This is a genomic window from Kitasatospora sp. NBC_01539 (assembly GCF_045040525.1).
In the GTDB taxonomy this organism is placed as follows: Bacteria; Actinomycetota; Actinomycetes; order Streptomycetales; family Streptomycetaceae; genus Kitasatospora.
In genome coordinates, this window is record NZ_CP109390.1 from 5,995,817 (window position 1) to 6,012,120 (window position 16,304).

Consider the following 16,304-nt stretch of genomic DNA (forward strand, 5'->3'; position numbering starts at 1 on the left):
TGGATGGGGTTTTCGGGCCGTCCGGTGTGACACCGGACGGCCAAGAGCCTAGGCCCCGGGCCGTACACCGTGCACAGCGCCCCGGGGAAACCGCCGAATTCGTTGCGAAATCGCCGTGACTCCAGGTCAGCGCGCGAGCGCCCCGTCCGTACGGAACCCGCCGTCAGGAGCCGGCCGTCAGGTAGGCGGTGAGGGCCTCGGCGATGCCCTCCGCCGCCTTCTGGCGCCACTGCGGATCCGTCATCTGCTGCGCGTCGGCCGTGTTGCGCATGTTGCCGCACTCGATGAACACCTTCGGCACCCGGGAGAGGTTGAGGCCGCCCAGGTCGGTGCGGGTGTCGAGGGCCTGCTTGCCGATGTAGTCGGAGTACGCCTGGCCGGTGGCCTGCTGGAAGCGGTCGCGCAGCAGCACGCCCAGCCGGTGCGAGTCCTCGACGATGCCGGAGGTGTCGGCCGGCCCGGCGGTCACCTTGCCGGGCATGATCACGTGGAAGCCGTGCCGGGCCGCCGGAGCACCGTCCGCGTGCACGGAGACGGCGGCGTCGGCCTTCGCCTCGTTGCCGATCCGGGCCCGCTCGTCGATGCACGGCCCGAACGGCCGGTCCGCGTCCTGCGTCAGCACCACCTTCGCCCCGCGCTGCTGCAGGATCTCCCGCGCGCGGTGCACGACGTCGAGGGTGTACGCGGCCTCGCCGTAGCCGGCGTCGGTCGACGTGCCGGTGGTGTCGCACTCCTTGCGGGCGTTGCCGATGTCCACCTGCCGGCCGATGTCGTGGGTGTGCCGGGCGTTGCCCGGGTTGTGCCCGGGGTCCAGCAGCACCGTGCGGCCGGCCAGCGGACCCCGGCCCGCCGGGGACGGCGGCGCCGCGGAGGGCGACGCGGCCTCCGGGCTCGCGGACCCGTCGGGCGGTGCGGCGGCCGCCTGCGAGGTGTCCGGCGGCGCGGCGGCCCCGGCGGGGGAGGGCGACGCCGCCGCGGCGGAGCCGTCGGCCAGCGCGTGCCAGCCGAACCAGCCGCCCGCACAGAGCGCGGGCACGGTGCAGAGGAGCACGGCGGTGCCGAGACGGCGGGCGCGGCGGGGGCGCCCGGGGAATTCGGGGTGGGGGGCGGTGCCGGTCACGGGTGGTTCAGATCCTGTCCCAGGTGCGCTCGGTCAGACCGTAGGTCGTCGCGATGGCGTTCCACTGCGCCACGAAGTCCTTCTTGGACCGGGTGGCCTGCGGGTTGAGGTCGTTGGCTCGTTTGCGGTCGGCGGAGTTGGGGGCGGTGCTGCCCGTGCAGCCCTGGCTCGCGACGGTGCGCGCCCAGGCCGCGTACGCCCGGTCGATGTCACCGGACACCTGCCAGGCCGATTTCAGCGTCCGCGCGGCCTCGGCCCCGCCCGGCAGGTCGGCGAGGCCCAGCGCCGCGAGGTCGGCGACCAGCTTGTCGCGCTGCGCGGCGCCATCGTCGAACACCTGTGCGGCGCTCTCGATCTCGGCCTTCGCAGGGCAGCTGGACACCTTCGCGACCGCACTGCCGATCGGCGCCTTGGCGTCCTCGCCACGGGCCAGCAGGGCGTCGAGCGCCTTGGCCTGCGCCTCGGCGCCGGCCCCCGCACCCGTGCTCGCCGAGGCGCTCCCGGCGGGCGACGACGCGGCCGGGGCGCTCGGGGCGGCCTGCGGGGCCCTGGAGGACGCCGCGGAGGCCGCGGTGGGCGAGGCGGAGCCCTTCCCGTCCGGGCCGGAACCCTGCACCGCCCACACGACGCCCCCGCCGAGCACCAGCACGAGCAGCACGCCCGCGGCGATCAGCAGCGGGCTGCGCCGCCGCGGCGGTTCCTCGGCGTCCAGGTCCTCGTAGCCCGGCTGCGTGCCGTACGGCGGCGCCGCGACCGGGTCGTAACCGGCGTACGCCGCGCCGGGCGGCCCGTACGGCGCGGCGCCGCCCGGGGCGGGCCCGTCGAACGGCGGCTGCGGGGCCTGCCCGAACGGCGGCTGCTGCGCGGGCTGCTGCTGCGGGTGCTGCTGCGCCTGCCCGAACGGGCCGTCGAACGGCCGGCCGGGCTGCTGCGGCGCGGCCGACGGGAAGCCCTGCGGGGCGGGCGGCGCGCCGTGCGGCGGCGGGAACCCCGGCGGCGGCGACGGGAAGGCCTGCGGCGCCTGCGGAGGCGGCGACGGGAAGCCCGCGGCGGGCGGCGGCCCGGCACTCACGTACGGCCGGGCGCCGGGGAACGCGCCCCCGCCGCCCGCCGGGCCGGACGGCACGGAGGGCAGCACGGCGGTCTCCTGGGCGTCGTGCCCGGGAGGTCCGGGCCGGGGCGGCTGCCCCGGCGGCCCGCCCTCGGGCGGGCCCGGACGCCGCCGCACCCAGCCGCCCGCACCGCCGCGCGCGGCCGGGTCCCAGACCGCCGGCGGCGTGTTGTCCTGATCCGTCATTCCCTGCCCTCGCCCCGCTGCGTTGTCGCGTCCTGCCCACCCGCGCCGTGCCCAGCCGTTCGACTGCTGTCGGACACCGTACAGACCGTTGCCCCGGCGCGGCACGGCACCCGGGTGGTGCCGCCGTGTCGTGAGGACGGTCGGGGGCGCGCGATCGTGCCCGGCGGCCACCGGCCGGCCCGGCACGGGGGAGCGGTCAGCCGGCGGTGCGCCGCAGCACCCGCAGCGAGCCCGTCACCGAGACCTCCTCGAAGCCCTCGGCGAGGGCCCGCAGGTAGACCCGGTACGGGGCCTGGCCGCCGTCCGCCGGGTCCGGGAACACGTCGTGCACGACCAGCAGGCCCTCCGGCGCGAGGTGCGGCACCCAGCCCTCGTAGTCGCCGGTGGCGTGCTCGTCGGTGTGGCCGCCGTCGACGAACACGAGCGCCAGCCGGCCGGCCCACACCGCCGCGATCTGCGGCGAGCGGCCCACCAGCGCCACCACGTGATCCTCCAGGCCGGCGTGGAAGAGCGTCCGCCGGAAGACCGGCAGGGTGTCCATCCGGCCGACCTCGGGGTCGACCAGGCCGGGGTCGTGGTACTCCCAGCCCGGCTGCTGCTCCTCCGAGCCGCGGTGGTGGTCCACGGTGAGCGCCACCGTGCCGGACCGCCGCGCGGCGTCCGCGAGCAGGATCGCGGAGCGGCCGCAGTACGTGCCGATCTCCAGCAGCGGCAGCCCGGTGCGGGTGGCCGCGTCGACGGCGGCCGCGTACAGCGCGAGGCCCTCGTCCACCGGCATGAAGCCGGTCGCCGCCTCGAAGGCCGCCAGCACCGCGGGCTCCGGGCGGGCCGCGGCGGACACGGGGGCCGCGTGGTGGAGGTCGGTCATGCTGCTGCTCCCTGCTGCGCCGGACGGAACGGTGGACCGGACCCTACCGGACGGTAGCGCGCCGGTCCGGCCCCCGGCCCGGCAGCGCGGGCGCGGCGGTCGGCGGGCGGCCGGGAGGTGACGCGGCGGCGGGGGAGTGGCGCACGCCACCACGACCGGCGCGGCGCCCGCCCGTACGCTCGGGGCGCCGGCAACGGCCACGCCACCACAGGGACGGGAGCACCCATGCGCGCAGCGATCCTGCACGAGACCGGACAGGACCGGCTGGAGGTCCGCGACGACGTGGAGACGGTCGCCGTCGGCCCCGGCACGGTGCGGGTCCGGCTGCGCGCGGCCGGGCTCTGCCACTCCGACCTGTCCGCGATGAGCGGGGTGCTGCCGCAGCCGGCGCCGTTCGTGCCCGGCCACGAGGGGGCGGGCGAGGTCGTCGAGACGGGCCCGGGCGTGACCGGCCTCGCCCCCGGCGACCGGGTGGTGCTCTGCTGGATGCCGCCCTGCGGCGCCTGCCCGCACTGCCTGCTCGGCGAGACCCACCTGTGCGTCGCGAGCCTGAAGCGGCTCGGGGTGCCCGCCTTCCGGTTCGGTCCGGGCGGCGGCACGGCCGCGTACGGCTTCTACAGCACCGGGAGCTTCGCCGAGGAGGCGGTCGTCGCGGCCGACGCCCTGCTCCGTGTGCCCGACGACCTGCCGTTCGAGCTGGCCGCCCTGGTCGGCTGCGGGGTGACGACGGGCTTCGGCGCGGTGGTCAACACCGCCCGCGTCGAGCCCGGGTCGTCGGTGGCCGTGATCGGCGCGGGAGGGGTGGGCGTCGCCGCGGTGCAGGCCGCCCGGGTGAGCGGCGCGGCCCGGATCACCGTCGTCGACCCGGTGGCGTCGCGGCGTGAGCGGGCGCTGGCGCTGGGCGCGACCGACGCCGTCGAACCGCAGCAGCTGAGGGCCGCCGCGAAGGGCCTCGCCCTCGGCGGCTACGACTACGTGGTGGAGGCGGTGGGCCGCTCGGAGACCGTGCGGGCGGCGTACGACGCGGCCCGGCGCGGCGGCGCCGTGGTGGTGGTCGGCGCCGGGGCCCGCGACGACCTGGTCTCCTTCAGCCTGGGCGAGCTGTTCTTCGGCGAGAAGCGCGTGCTGCCCTCGCTCTACGGCGGCGGTGACGTCGCCCGGACCGCGGCCCGGGTCGTCGAGCTGTGGCGCGCGGGCCGCCTCGACCTCGCGGGACTGGTCACCCACCGGGTGCCGCTCGCGGACGTGAACGAGGCGGTCGCGCTGATGCGCAGCGGCGAGGCGCTGCGCGCCGTCGTGACGCTGGACTGAGAACCCGCCGGACGCCGGGCCGAGGGCGTCCGGCGTCCGGACCGGTCGGCCGGTCAGCGGCGGTGCCGCCCGTGCGGGTCGGCGTCGGGCCGGTCGTCGGGCGCGGTCGAACCGCGGTGGCGGCCGTGGACGGCGTCCGCCGCCGCGGCCTCGTCGGCACCGTGCGCGGTGCGGTCGTGCTCGGTGGTGTCGGTGAGGGTTTCGGACATCGGGTCTCGTGGTCTCCGTGCGGTGCGATGCGGTGCGGTGCGGTGCTGCGGGTGCGGCGTCGGCCGGGCCGGGGGCGCCGGTGGCCGGGCCGGTCGGCCCCGGACGCGCCTGCCCGGGCGGCCGAATTCGCCGAGGAGCCTACCGGGCCGGTCACCCACCGTGCACGGCGGACTCCGTTCCCGCGACCGGCCGCGGCCAGGCGGGCCCGCCGGCGCACAGGAACGCGGCCAGCAGCTCGTGCAGGACGGCGGAGCCCGGCTCGGCGAGCAGCTCGTGGCCGCCGCCCGCCGCCTCGACGTACCGGAAGTCCGTGCCCTCCTGCCGGCCGAGGCGCAGCAGCTCGTGGCGGAGCTCGCGGGACTGCCCGACCGGCACCACCTCGTCGCGGTCGCCGTGCACGACGAGCAGCGGTGCGGTGAGCCGGCCGGCGAGCCGCAGGACGTCCCGGGGGCCGCGCGCGTCGTGCACCGGCGTGTCGCCGCCGAGCCGCGCGGTCATCGCCCGGACGGGCGCGCCGGCCTCGGCGAGGAGGCGGGCGCCGGAGAGGAACGGCGCCACCGCGGCGCACCGGGCGAGGTGCCCGGCCGGGGCGTGCGCCGTGGCGAGCAGGGCGAGGAACGCGCCGTAGCTGGTGCCGAACACCGCGGGCGGCTCCAGGCCCAGCGCGGCCCGCCGGCCGGCCAGCCCTTCGAGCAGGTGCAGGACGTCCTCCAGGTCGGGTCCGCCCCAGGCACCGTGGACGGCGGCGGCGTGCGCGGCGCCGTAGCCGGTCGACCCGCGCTGGTTCGGCGCGACGACGGCCGCGCCCTGGCGGGCGATCCGCTGCAGGGCCGGGTCGAACTCCAGCTGCCAGGCGTCGGCGGGGCCGCCGTGCAGGGCGAGCACCAGGTGAGGGGCGGTCAGCCACGCGTCGCCGCCGTACACGACGGCCTCGACCGGGCCCGCCGCGCCGCCGAGGTGCAGCAGCCGGGCGCCCTGCCAGGGGCCGCCGCCGGCCGGCACGGCGGAGCCGTCGAGCCGCCAGCCCGGCACGGCGCCCGTGGCCGGTCCGGCGGCGGGCCCGGGGGCGGCGCCGGCGGTGAGCGGGGCGAGCTGCAGCGGCAGCGGTACGGCTCCGGTGGCGGGCGCGGCACCTGCCGCGGCGAGGGCGTCGACGTCCAGGGTGGCGAGGGCGGCGGGGTGGTCGGGCGCGGAGTAGGGGATGCGCAGGCCGCCCGCCGCCCAGTGCCCGACGCCGCCGAGGAGTCCGGGCGGCACCGCCAGCCGCTGCAGCCGTGCGGTGGCGGGCTGCCAGAGGGCGAGCGCGGAGCCCGCCCCGTGGTCGAGCTGGAGCACGACGCGCGGTCCGGCCGGATCGCCTGCGGCGAGGGCGACGGGCCGCGGCAGCAGTCCGCCCGCGTGCAGGCAGTCGGGGAAGCGCACCGGGTCGCCGCTGCCGAGGGTGGCCCAGCCCAGCCGGTCGGTGCCCGGCGCGTCGCTGCGGACGACGCCGAGGCCGGTGTCGGGGTCGAAGAGCACCAGCCGGTCGTTGCTGCGTTCGGCGATCTCCAGCAGCGGGGTGACCGCGCCGCTCTCCAGGTCGAGGACGACGGTGCGGACGACGCCGTCGGCCACCCGGTCGAGGGCGAGCAGGCGGCCGGTGCGGTCGAGCCACACGCCGCCGCCGTGGAGCCCGGGGAGTTCGGCGACCGGCGCGGGCGGCGTGCCGTCGGTGGTGACCCGCCACACGGTGGTGACCGGCCGGCTGTCGCTGCCGAGGGCGACGGCGCCGCCGCCGGGTTGCGGCAGCAGCCGCAGGCCGGGCAGCCGGAGCCGGGCGAGGTGCTGTTCGCGTCCGTCGCCGGGCGCGGTCGAGAGCAGGGCGAGGCCGTGCTGCTCGCCGTCGTGCCGGCAGGCCAGCACCCGGCCGTCGGGCAGGGCGACGAGCTGCGTGTGCAGGCTCTCGGTGCGTCCGCCGGGCAGCGGCAGGGAGGTGGCCTCGGCGGGGCCGCCGTCGGCGGGGAGCCGCCAGCTCTCGGCGTACCACCCGCCGTCCGGGCCCGCGGCGAGGCAGGCGGCGTGCGAGCCGTCGGCGGCGAACGTGAAGCCGAACCGGCGCAGCGCCCGGTCGGTACTCCGGGTGACGGTGCTCATCGGTGCGGCGGCTCCTGGTCCGTGCGGGGGCGAGGGCGGTTCGGCGGGTCAGCCTCCGGACGCCGCGTCGGGGCCGTCCAGTGCGGCCCGGACGCGGGGGAGCGTCCAGCGGTCGGCGGGGGCGTCGGCACGCAGGCCGAGGACGGACGGGGCCAGGCGGCGGGCCGTCCGGCCGTCGAGGGCGGCCAGGGCGAGCCAGCGGCGGAGCCGTTCGGCGGGGGGCCGCGGGTCCGGTGCCTCCGGCCGGGCCTGGGGGAACTCCTCGGCGAGGTGGGGCCGGTGGCCGGTGGCGAGCAGGAAGAGGAGGCCGCCGAGGGCGTGCCGGTCGTCGGCGTAGGCGGTGCGGCGCAGGGTGGTGGTGCCGGCCGGCGGCGCCGGGTACGGCTCGGGGTGCAGGAGCAGCGGTCGTCCGTCGGGGCGGACGACCACCCGGCCGGGGTGCAGGTCGCGCAGGGCGAGCCCGGCGCCGTGCACCCGGTCGAGCAGGTCGACGAGGGCGCGGGCGAGCGGCCGGGCCTCGGCCCAGGGCACGCCCGGGTCGCCGTGCCGGCCGAGCCGGGTGCGGACCCAGCGGTCCAGCGGGAGGCCCGCGACGGGGTCGGGGCCGGGTGGGGCGGTGAGGCCCAGGCGGGCGAGCCGGGCGGCCGCCCGGTCGTGCTCCCCGGCCGGCCCCCTCCCCTCGAAGGGGCCGGCCGGCCGTGCGTGGTGCAGGTCGTCCCTGCCGTCGCGGCCCGGCCCGGGTGCGGTCCGGCCCGTCGTGCGCGGACCGCGGCGGGCGGGTGCGGGCGGCCGGGCGGTGCGCCGGGGGCCGTCGGGGCCGGCCGCCGGGCCGTCCTCGCCTCCCCGCCCCCGCGCACCGTCGGCCCGTCCGGCCCCGGGGGCCGTGCCGTCGGCCCCCGGTCCTTCGTCGACCGGCCCCGCCACGGAGGCCGAACGCAGCGGTGTGCCCGCCCCCATCCGCTTCACACCCCTTCGTGTCGGCACCGTCGGTGCCCACTGCTCGGCCACCGACGGACCGGTCGTCCCGGACGGACGCGAGTGCCCCCGGTGGCCGGGGCACCCGCAGGCCCCGGCGCCCGGCCGGGCCGTGGCCCGGTTTCCCCCGGCCCCCCAGGTCAGGGCAACTCTCGTTCGCGGAGCTGAAGTTACTTGCGGGGCTGGAGGTGACTCAACGCGGACGGGGTCACTTCACTCGTACGGGTGATCCACATCGCGTTCCGGCCGTGCGCGGCCCCCGGGATGTGAGCAGGGCCGCCGCGCGACCGCCGGGACCGCGCTCCCCGGCGGGCCGGCGGGCGGCCGTCGCGGCGGCCCGGCCCGCGGGTTGACGCGCAGCTGTGCGGGCCGGTGCGGACCGGGGCGCCCGCCGGGCGCGGTAGTCTCGACAGGTGCCGAATCTCTCCGACGCCGTTGCCGTGCTCGACGAGCTCTACCCGCCGCAGTGGGCGGAGTCCTGGGACGCCGTCGGTCTGGTGTGCGGAGACCCGGCGGCCGAGGTCCGGCGCGTGCTGTTCGCCGTCGACCCGACGCAGGCCGTCGTCGACGAGGCCGTCGCCTGGGGCGCCGACCTGGTGGTCACCCACCACCCCCTCTACCTGCGCGGCACCACGAGCGTCGCGGCGACCACCGCCAAGGGCCGGGTGGTGCACACGCTCGTCCGGGCCGGGATCGCCCTGCACGTCGCGCACACCAACGCCGACCACGCCGACCCGGGCGTCTCCGACGCCCTCGCCGAGGCGGTCGGCCTGAAGGTCACCGGCCCGCTCGTCGCCGACCCGACCGACCCCGCGGGCCGCCGCGGCAGCGGCCGGATCGGCGTCCTCGACGAGCCGATGACGCTCACCGCCTTCGCGGCGCAGGTCGCCGCCGGCCTGCCCGCCACCGCCGCCGGGGTGCGCATCGCCGGCGACCCGGCGGCCCTCGTCTCCCGGGTCGCGGTCTGCGGCGGCTCCGGCGACTCCTTCCTCGCGGCGGCCCGGGACGCCGGCGTCGACGCGTACGTCACCGCCGACCTGCGCCACCACCCGGCCTCCGAGGCCTCCGAGGCCGCGCCGCCCGCGCTGGTCGACGCCGCGCACTGGGCCACCGAGTGGCCCTGGCTGGACCTCGCCGCCCGGGCCCTGACCGAGGCCGCCGGCACCCGCGGATGGCAGCTGGAGACCCGCGTCTCCACGCTCGTCACCGACCCGTGGACGGGGCACGCCCCCATGCCGTACACCGCCTGACCGCCGATCGATTTCCCCACAGGAGCTCCCCGCTTGAACGCCGCGCCCGCCGACCAGATCCGCCTGCTCGACCTGCAGGCCATCGACTCCCGCCTGGACCAGCTGGCCCACCGGCGCCGCACCCTGCCCGAGCTCGCCGAGATCGACAAGGCCGCCGCCGACCACGCGGCGCTCAAGGACCTCGTCATCGCCGCGCAGACCCAGCTCTCGGACACCACCCGCGAGCAGACCAAGGCCGAGCAGGACGTCGAGCAGGTCCGCGCCCGGGCCGCCCGCAACCAGCAGCGGATGGACTCCGGTGCCGTCACCTCCCCGCGCGACCTGGAGAACCTGCAGCACGAGACCGGCTCGCTCGCCAAGCGCCAGGCCGACCTGGAGGACGTCGTCCTGGAGGTCATGGAGCGCCTGGAGTCGTCGGAGAGCCGGGTCACCGAGCTGACGGCCCGTCTGGAGCACTCCACGGTCGTGCTCCAGGAGGCCGAGGCGCGCCGCGACGCCGCGTACGCGGAGATCGACACCGACGCCGCCAAGGTGCAGCGCGACCGCGAGGCCGTCGCCGTGGTCATCCCCGCCGACCTGCTGAAGCTCTACGTCCGGCTGCGCCAGCAGCAGGGCGGCGTGGGCGCGGCCCGCCTGCAGCAGCGCCGCTGCGAGGGCTGCCGTGTCGAGTTCGCCGTCTCCGACCTGAACGCCATCAAGGCCGAGCCCCGCGACGCCGTCGTCCGCTGCGACAACTGCGGCCGGATCCTGGTGCGCACCGCCGAGTCGGGCGCCTGACCCGTGGCCGGGCGCAGGTTCGTCGTCGAGGCGGACGGCGGGTCCCGGGGCAACCCGGGGCCGGCCGGCTACGGCGCCGTCGTCCGGGACGCCGACACCGGACAGATCATCGCGGAGGCGGCCGAGTTCATCGGGCACGCCACCAACAACGTCGCCGAGTACCGCGGACTCATCGCGGGCCTGCGCGCCGCCCACGGCCTCGACCCGGACGCCTCCGTCGACGTCCGGATGGACTCCAAGCTCGTCGTCGAGCAGATGTCCGGCCGCTGGAAGATCAAGCACCCCGACATGCAGCCGCTGGCCGCCGAGGCCCGCGTCGTCTTCCCGCGCAGCCGGGTCACGTACACCTGGATCCCGCGCGAGCGGAACAAGGACGCCGACCGGCTCGCCAACGAGGCCATGGACGCGGGCCGGGCCGGCCGCGCCTGGGAGCCGAAGGCCCGGCCGGCCGCGGCCGCCGCGCAGCCCGCCGAGGAGGCGCTGCCCGCGCCCGCCGCCCCGCGGGCCGGCTGGGCCGCGCCCGCCGACCTCGGCTCACCGACCACGTTCGTGCTGCTGCGGCACGGCGAGACGGCCCTCACCCCGCAGAAGAGGTTCTCCGGCAGCAGCGGCAGCGACCCCGAGCTCTCCGAGCGCGGCCGCTGGCAGGCCGAACGCGCCGCCGAGGCGCTCGTCGCCCGCGGCACCGTGCAGGCCGTCGTCAGCTCGCCCATGCGGCGCACCCGGGAGACCGCCGAGGCCACCGCCCGCCGGCTCGGCCTGGAGGTGCGGATCGAGGACGGGCTGCGCGAGCTCGACTTCGGCGCCTGGGAGGGCCTCACCTTCGCCGAGGCGAAGGAGCGGTACCCGGAGGACCTCGACGCGTGGCTCGCCTCCGCGAAGGCCCGGCCGACCGGCAGCACCGAGAGCCTCGCCACCCTCGCGCAGCGCACCGCCGTCGCCCGCGACCGGATCATCGCCCGGTACGCGGGCCGGACGGTGCTGGTCGTCTCGCACGTCAGCCCGATCAAGACGCTGGTGCGCCTCGCGCTCGGCGCCCCGCCGGACGCGGTCTACCGCATGGAGCTGTCCGCGGCGTCGGTCTGCGCCGTGCAGTACTACAGCGACGGCAACGCCTCGCTGCGGCTCCTCAACGACACCTCGCACCTGCGCTGACCCGGCGCCGCCGGGTCAGTGGACCTCCGCCACCACCACGTCCAGCTGCCACGGCCGCCGGGCCGTGCCCCGCGCCGCCACCTCCACCCGGTGGCCCAGCGCGGCCAGCGCGTCGACCAGCTCGCCCGGCCCGGCCGGTTCGGCGCCCGCGTTCAGCAGGTCGCGGACCAGCCGGCCCTTCGTCGCCTTGTTGAAGTGGCTCACCACCGATCGCCTCACCACGCCGTCCACGACGCGCTCGTGCAGCACCCGCACCGTGGCCGTGCGCGCCGCCACCTCGCCGGCCGGCTTCCACGCCGCCGCGTACGCCGCACTGCGCAGGTCCAGCACCAGCCCCTCGGCCACCTCGGGGAGCACCGCGTCCGTCGCCGCCCGCCAGTACGCGCCGAGCGCCCCCGGCCCGGGCAGCTTCACCCCCATCGAGCAGCGGTACGGCGGGATGCGGTCGCCGATCCGCACCGCCCCCCACAGCCCGGAGAACACCAGCAGCGAGCGCTCCGCCCGCGCGTACGCCTCCGCGTCGAGCTTGGCCAGGCCCAGGTTGTCGAACAGCACCCCGGTGTACACCTCGCCGGCCGGCAGCGCGCCCGCCTCCGGCAGGTCCGCGTTGCGGTCGACCTCGCCGCGCAGGCCCTTCGACAGCCCGAGCACCTCGGCGGCCCGCTCCCCGTCACCCCGGCACAGGCCGACCAGCGCGTCCAGCACCGTCCGGCGGGCCGCGGTCAGGCCCGGCAGCGACAGCGTCCCCAGCGCCACCGGGGTGCCCGCGACGGACGGCGCCTTCCCCTCCGAGGGCGGCAACAGGACCAGCACGGCGGCACTCCTCGACACTCTGCAGCAGACGACCCCGCCACTGTACTGGCGCGCCCACGTCGTGACGCACCGTCAGCGGCCCCCGCGGGCCACCACCGCCGCCCCTGTGCCGAGCGCCACACACAGCGGCGCGTAGCAGCGCAGTTCCAGCCGCCGGAACCGCTCGGTCCGCGGCACCAGCCCGCCACCGAACACCACCGGCCCCAGCACCCCGCGGGCCAGCAGCACCCCGGCGACCGTGCCGGCACCCGCCCGGCGCAACCGCTCCGGCCCGACCGCCGGCAGCACCCCGGACCGCGCCCCCACCAGGTACGCGGCCGCCCCCAGCAGCCCGGCCACCGCCCCGCACATCGCCGCCGTCGGCGCCTCCTCCGGCGCCACCCCGACCACCGCGTCCGCGAGCTCCGCCCGGTCCGCGAGCGGCCACGACCCGCGCGCCCACACCCCGTGCAGGCCGCCGACCACCGCCAGCGCCCCCGCCGTCACCGCCCCCGCCACCCGCACCGGACCCGTCACCGTACGCATCGTCAGCACCCCTCCCGTTCCCGCCACCGTACGGGACCGCCCGGCGGGCCCCCGGACGTCCTGCCCCGTACGCTGCGACCATGCCGCGCCGAAACCTGTGCGTCCGTACCGCCGACACCGCCCGGATCACCACCGAGCTCGCCGACCTCCGCAGCCGCCTGGAGATCCGCACCGACTGGCCCGCCGACGTCCTGGCCGAGGCCGAGCGCGCCGCAGCCGTCCCCCGGCTGCCCGACCAGGACGCCACCGACCTCGACCTCTTCACCCTCGACCCGCCGGACTCCCTCGACCTCGACCAGGCGATGCACCTGGCCCGCCGCGACGGCGGCTACCGCGTCCACTACGCGATCGCCGACGTCGCCGCCTTCGTCGCCCCGGGCGGCGCCGTCGCCGCCGAGGCCCACCGCCGCGTGCAGACGCTCTACTTCCCCGACACCCGGGTGCCCCTGCACCCGGCCCGGCTCTCCGAGGACGCCGCCAGCCTGCTGCCCGGCGAGGAGCGCCCCGCCGTCCTCTGGCAGATCGACCTCGACGCCGACGGCGCCGTGCTGCTCGCCGACGTCCGGCGGGCCCGCGTCCGCTCGCGCCGCCGCCTCGACTACGCCGCCGCCCAGGGCGCCCTCGACGCCGGCACCGCCGACGCGCAGCTCGTGCTCCTCGCCGAGATCGGCCGCCTCCGCGAACAGCAGGAGGCCGCCCGCGGTGGCATCAGCCTGCCCGTGCCCGAGCAGGAGGTCGAACCCGTCGACGGCGGCTACCGCCTCGCCTACCGCGCACCCCGCCCCACGGAGGGCTGGAACGCCCAGATCTCCCTCCTCACCGGCATGGCCGCCGCCGAGCTCATGCTCGACGCCGGCATCGGCCTGCTCCGCACCCTGCCCGCGGCACCCGAGGCCGCCCATGCCCGGCTGCGCCGCGTCGCCCGCGCGCTCGGCGTCGACTGGCCCGCGGGCACGCCGTACGCCGAACTCATCCGCTCCCTCGACCCGGCCGTCACCCGCAACGCCGCCTTCCTCGACGAGTGCACCGGGCTGCTGCGCGGCGCCGGCTACCACGCGTTCGACACCGTCCAGGGCACCCCGCCGCCCGCCGATCCCGGCCATGCGGCCCTCGCCGCCCCGTACGCGCACTGCACGGCCCCGCTGCGGCGCCTCGCCGACCGGTACGCCCAGGAGATCTGCCTGGCGGTGGCGGGCGGCGCCGAGGTGCCGGCCTGGGTGCGCGAGGACCTCCTCGCGGTGCCGGCCGTCATGGCGCGCGGTGAACGGCTGGCCCACGAGGTCGAGCGGTCGTGCGTCGACCTGGTCGAGGCCGAGGTGCTGCGCGGCCGTGAGGGCGAAGCCTTCGACGCCGTGGTCATCGACGTCGACGAGAAACGCCCCGGGCACGGCACCGTGCAGCTCGCCGAACCCGCGGTCGTCGCCCGCTGCGACGGCGACGGCGTCCGCCTGCCGCTCGGCGAGCGCATCCGGGTGCGGCTCACCACCGCCGACCCCGCCACCCGCACCGTCCGCTTCGAACCCGTGTGAGCCGCCGACATGACCCTCAGCCCCTCCCTGCCCCCGCGGTCCGGCGCCGGACCCGAGGACCGCCGGACGGCCGACGACGCCTCCCGGCCCGACCGCCGGCGCCGCCTGCTGGTGCTCGCGATCTGCTGCCTCAGCCTCTTCATCGTCGGCCTCGACGCCACCGTCGTGAACACCGCGCTGCCCGCCATCCAGCAGGACCTGCACGCCCCCGCCTCCGGCCTGCAGTGGATCATCGACGCCTACACGCTCGTCCTCGCCGCCCTCCTCATGCTCTCCGGCTCGGTCGCCGACCGGATCGGACGCCGCCGGGTCTTCCTCACCGGCCTGCTGGTCTTCGTGCTCGGCTCGCTGCTGTGCAGCGTCGCCCCCGGCCTCGGCTGGCTGATCGCCTTCCGTGCGGTGCAGGCGGTCGGCGGCTCCATGCTCAACCCGGTGGCGATGTCGATCATCACCAACACCTTCACCGACCCCCGCGAGCGCGCCCAGGCCATCGGCGTCTGGGGCGGCGTCGTCGGCCTCTCCATGGCGCTCGGCCCGCTGCTCGGCGGCTTCCTCGTCGACACGGCGGGCTGGCCCGCCATCTTCCTCATCAACGTGCCGATCGGCCTCGCCGCCTTCGCGCTCACCGTGCGGTACGTCCCCGAGTCGCGCTCGCCCCGACCGCGCCGCCTCGACCCCGTCGGCCAGCTGCTCATGGTGCTCCTGCTCGGCTGCGGCACCGCCGCGATCATCGAGGGCCCCGGCAACGGCTGGACCTCCCCGCTCATCCTCACCCTGGCCGCCGTCGCCCTCGCCGCCCTGGTCGCGCTGCCGCTGTGGGAGCTGCGCGTGCGCGAACCGCTCATCGACCCGCGCTTCTTCGCCAGCGTGCCGTTCACCGGCGCCACCGTCACCGCGGTCTGCGCGTTCGCCGCACTCGGCGGGTTCCTCTTCCTCAACGCGCTCTACCTGCAGAACGTCCGCGGTTACAGCGCCGTCGAGGCCGGCCTGTGGACCCTCCCGATGGCCGTGACGATGCTCGTCGCCGCCCCCGTCTCCGGACGGATCGTCGGCCGCCGCGGGCCGCGGCTGCCGCTGGTCTGCGCGGGTTCGGCCCTCGCCGCGAGCGGCCTCCTGCTCACCCGTCTCGCCGCCGACTCCCCGCCCTGGCTGTTGATCTCCGCGTACGCCCTCTTCGGCCTCGGCTTCGGCCTCGTCAACGCGCCCATCACCAACTCCGCGGTCTCCGGCATGCCGCGCGCGCAGGCGGGCGTCGCCGCGGCCGTCGCCTCGACCAGCCGTCAGGTCGGGCAGTCGCTCGGCGTCGCCGTCCTCGGCACGGTGGTGGTGGAGGCCGTCGTCGGGCCGATGGCCACGGGCTTCGCCGGGGCCAGCCGCACCGGCTGGTGGATCCTCACCGGGCTGGGCCTCGCGATCCTCGTCCTCGGGTTCGTCACCACGACCGCCCGGGCCGTGGCCGGGGCGGCCGAGGTCGCCGCCCGCCTCGACCCGGCCCGGGAGGGTGTGCCGGGCGGTGCCGCCGAGCGGCTACGATGACCACTACGGCGGACGAGCCGGCCGGGCGGTCGCGACGGGTCCTCAACAGGCCCGCCGAGGAACGTCCGGGCTCCACAGAGCAGGGTGGTGGGTAACGCCCACCCGGGGTGACCCGCGGGACAGTGCCACAGAAAACAGACCGCCTGCGGCTCCGGCCGCAGGTAAGGGTGAAACGGTGGTGTAAGAGACCACCAGCGACCGGGGTGACCCGGCCGGCTCGGTAAACCCCACTCGGAGCAAGGTCAGGATCGGTGCCCTCCGGGGCACCGTGCGCGGATGTTCGAGGGCTGCTCGCCCGAGTCCGCGGGTAGACCGCACGAGGCTGTCGGCAACGGCAGCCCTAGATGGATGGCCGCCTCCCCGGGCCGCGCAAGCACCCCGGGAGACAGAACCCGGCGTACAGGCCGACTCCATCCGCCGTACCAGGGGCTTTGCCCCCGGAAGGGCCTCTGACCTGCGTCGGAGGCCCTTTCCGATCTTTCAGCCCCTTACCTGTTTAGGCGGCGAAAAGTCCCCGGAAAGTCCCCCGGACAAGCGTGAAAGTCCCCGAAAAGTCCCCGGAGATGATCTTGTTTGAGAGCGGCTGAACAGGCCTGATGCGGCACCGTCCGGAGTGGCTGCCCAACAGGCATCACGTGTGCTGATCGACTCTATGGCGTCACCATTCGCGCGGCGGCCTTCTGCAGCCAGCTCTTCGAGACGCCCCAGAGTTCCGCGACCTGGGCGGCGTGTAGAGGCGAAGGTCGCTGTCGTCGTCCATGCCAGGTCAACGGTGCCCGACTCTCGGCGGGTTCGGGTGGCGGGG

Annotated in this window: 14 protein-coding genes and 1 other RNA gene; 7 read left to right on the forward strand and 8 right to left on the reverse strand. The window is 77.4% G+C overall.

Annotated features, from left to right (window positions below; genetic code table 11):
- Positions 1 to 163: 163 nt before the first annotated feature.
- The 3 genes from OG335_RS25960 to OG335_RS25970 all read right to left on the reverse strand — a co-directional run bounded on the left by OG335_RS25960 (position 164) and on the right by OG335_RS25970 (position 3,285).
- On the reverse strand, positions 164 to 1,120 hold the full coding sequence (locus OG335_RS25960) for an N-acetylmuramoyl-L-alanine amidase (RefSeq protein WP_405013520.1): 957 nt from the start codon (positions 1,118 to 1,120) through the stop codon (positions 164 to 166).
- Positions 1,121 to 1,127: 7 nt separating this feature from the next.
- Positions 1,128 to 2,417 carry a hypothetical protein gene (locus OG335_RS25965; RefSeq protein WP_405013521.1) on the reverse strand — a complete coding sequence of 430 codons (1,290 nt, stop codon included), beginning with the start codon at positions 2,415 to 2,417 and terminating at the stop codon, positions 1,128 to 1,130.
- A 196-nt stretch (positions 2,418 to 2,613) separates the two neighbouring features.
- Entirely contained in the window at positions 2,614 to 3,285 is a 672-nt protein-coding gene (locus OG335_RS25970) for a class I SAM-dependent methyltransferase (protein ID WP_405013522.1), read from the reverse strand.
- A 225-nt stretch (positions 3,286 to 3,510) separates the two neighbouring features.
- Here OG335_RS25970 and OG335_RS25975 point away from each other — a divergent pair, with 225 nt between their 5' ends.
- Positions 3,511 to 4,596, forward strand: a complete 1,086-nt coding sequence (locus OG335_RS25975; RefSeq protein WP_405013523.1) for an alcohol dehydrogenase catalytic domain-containing protein — start codon at positions 3,511 to 3,513, stop codon at positions 4,594 to 4,596.
- Positions 4,597 to 4,649: 53 nt separating this feature from the next.
- Here the strand turns inward: OG335_RS25975 and OG335_RS25980 are convergent, their stop codons facing one another.
- The 3 genes from OG335_RS25980 to OG335_RS25990 form a co-directional block, all read right to left on the reverse strand.
- On the reverse strand, positions 4,650 to 4,805 hold the full coding sequence (locus OG335_RS25980) for a hypothetical protein (RefSeq protein WP_405013524.1): 156 nt from the start codon (positions 4,803 to 4,805) through the stop codon (positions 4,650 to 4,652).
- 151 nt (positions 4,806 to 4,956) lie between these two features.
- Positions 4,957 to 6,939 (reverse strand): alpha/beta hydrolase family protein, encoded by a 1,983-nt coding sequence (locus tag OG335_RS25985; RefSeq protein WP_405013525.1) that lies wholly within the window; start codon positions 6,937 to 6,939, stop codon positions 4,957 to 4,959.
- 48 nt (positions 6,940 to 6,987) lie between these two features.
- On the reverse strand, positions 6,988 to 7,896 hold the full coding sequence (locus OG335_RS25990; protein WP_405013526.1) for a hypothetical protein: 909 nt from the start codon (positions 7,894 to 7,896) through the stop codon (positions 6,988 to 6,990).
- 431 nt (positions 7,897 to 8,327) lie between these two features.
- Here OG335_RS25990 and OG335_RS25995 point away from each other — a divergent pair, with 431 nt between their 5' ends.
- Genes OG335_RS25995 through OG335_RS26005 form a run of 3 tightly spaced genes read left to right on the forward strand, consistent with a single transcriptional unit; the run spans position 8,328 to position 11,096 of the window.
- Positions 8,328 to 9,164 carry a Nif3-like dinuclear metal center hexameric protein gene (locus OG335_RS25995; RefSeq protein ID WP_405013527.1) on the forward strand — a complete coding sequence of 279 codons (837 nt, stop codon included), beginning with the start codon at positions 8,328 to 8,330 and terminating at the stop codon, positions 9,162 to 9,164.
- A gap of 33 nt (positions 9,165 to 9,197) precedes the next feature.
- Positions 9,198 to 9,941, forward strand: coding sequence for a zinc ribbon domain-containing protein (locus OG335_RS26000; RefSeq protein ID WP_405013528.1), 744 nt, complete (start codon positions 9,198 to 9,200; stop codon positions 9,939 to 9,941).
- A 3-nt stretch (positions 9,942 to 9,944) separates the two neighbouring features.
- The gene (locus OG335_RS26005) at positions 9,945 to 11,096 is read left to right on the forward strand and encodes a bifunctional RNase H/acid phosphatase (protein WP_405013529.1); all 1,152 of its coding nucleotides are present in this window, start codon (positions 9,945 to 9,947) and stop codon (positions 11,094 to 11,096) included.
- 15 nt (positions 11,097 to 11,111) lie between these two features.
- Here the strand turns inward: OG335_RS26005 and yaaA are convergent, their stop codons facing one another.
- Positions 11,112 to 11,909, reverse strand: coding sequence for a peroxide stress protein YaaA (gene yaaA / locus OG335_RS26010; protein WP_405013530.1), 798 nt, complete (start codon positions 11,907 to 11,909; stop codon positions 11,112 to 11,114).
- Between the two features lie 72 nt (positions 11,910 to 11,981).
- Positions 11,982 to 12,434, reverse strand: coding sequence for a DUF3995 domain-containing protein (locus OG335_RS26015; RefSeq protein ID WP_405013531.1), 453 nt, complete (start codon positions 12,432 to 12,434; stop codon positions 11,982 to 11,984).
- 80 nt (positions 12,435 to 12,514) lie between these two features.
- Between OG335_RS26015 and OG335_RS26020 the strand changes: the two genes are divergently transcribed.
- The 3 genes from OG335_RS26020 to rnpB all read left to right on the forward strand — a co-directional run bounded on the left by OG335_RS26020 (position 12,515) and on the right by rnpB (position 15,915).
- The gene (locus OG335_RS26020) at positions 12,515 to 13,963 is read left to right on the forward strand and encodes an RNB domain-containing ribonuclease (protein ID WP_405013532.1); all 1,449 of its coding nucleotides are present in this window, start codon (positions 12,515 to 12,517) and stop codon (positions 13,961 to 13,963) included.
- Between the two features lie 9 nt (positions 13,964 to 13,972).
- Positions 13,973 to 15,499: an MFS transporter gene (locus tag OG335_RS26025; RefSeq protein WP_405013533.1), complete on the forward strand. Its 1,527-nt coding sequence runs from the start codon at positions 13,973 to 13,975 to the stop codon at positions 15,497 to 15,499.
- Between the two features lie 13 nt (positions 15,500 to 15,512).
- Positions 15,513 to 15,915, forward strand: an RNA gene (gene rnpB, locus OG335_RS26030) — RNase P RNA component class A.
- The last annotated feature ends 389 nt before the right edge of the window (positions 15,916 to 16,304 follow it).

Excerpts from the sequence above, each read along its gene's own strand:
- OG335_RS25965 (WP_405013521.1), bottom strand. The coding sequence starts at position 2,417 with ATGACGGATCAGGACAACACGCCGCCGGCGGTCTGGGACCCGGCCGCG.
- OG335_RS25970 (WP_405013522.1), bottom strand. The coding sequence starts at position 3,285 with ATGACCGACCTCCACCACGCGGCCCCCGTGTCCGCCGCGGCCCGCCCG.
- OG335_RS25975 (WP_405013523.1), top strand. The coding sequence starts at position 3,511 with ATGCGCGCAGCGATCCTGCACGAGACCGGACAGGACCGGCTGGAGGTC.
- OG335_RS25980 (WP_405013524.1), bottom strand. The coding sequence starts at position 4,805 with ATGTCCGAAACCCTCACCGACACCACCGAGCACGACCGCACCGCGCAC.
- OG335_RS25985 (WP_405013525.1), bottom strand. The coding sequence starts at position 6,939 with ATGAGCACCGTCACCCGGAGTACCGACCGGGCGCTGCGCCGGTTCGGC.
- OG335_RS25990 (WP_405013526.1), bottom strand. The coding sequence starts at position 7,896 with ATGGGGGCGGGCACACCGCTGCGTTCGGCCTCCGTGGCGGGGCCGGTC.
- OG335_RS26015 (WP_405013531.1), bottom strand. The coding sequence starts at position 12,434 with ATGCGTACGGTGACGGGTCCGGTGCGGGTGGCGGGGGCGGTGACGGCG.
- OG335_RS26020 (WP_405013532.1), top strand. The coding sequence starts at position 12,515 with ATGCCGCGCCGAAACCTGTGCGTCCGTACCGCCGACACCGCCCGGATC.
- OG335_RS26025 (WP_405013533.1), top strand. The coding sequence starts at position 13,973 with ATGACCCTCAGCCCCTCCCTGCCCCCGCGGTCCGGCGCCGGACCCGAG.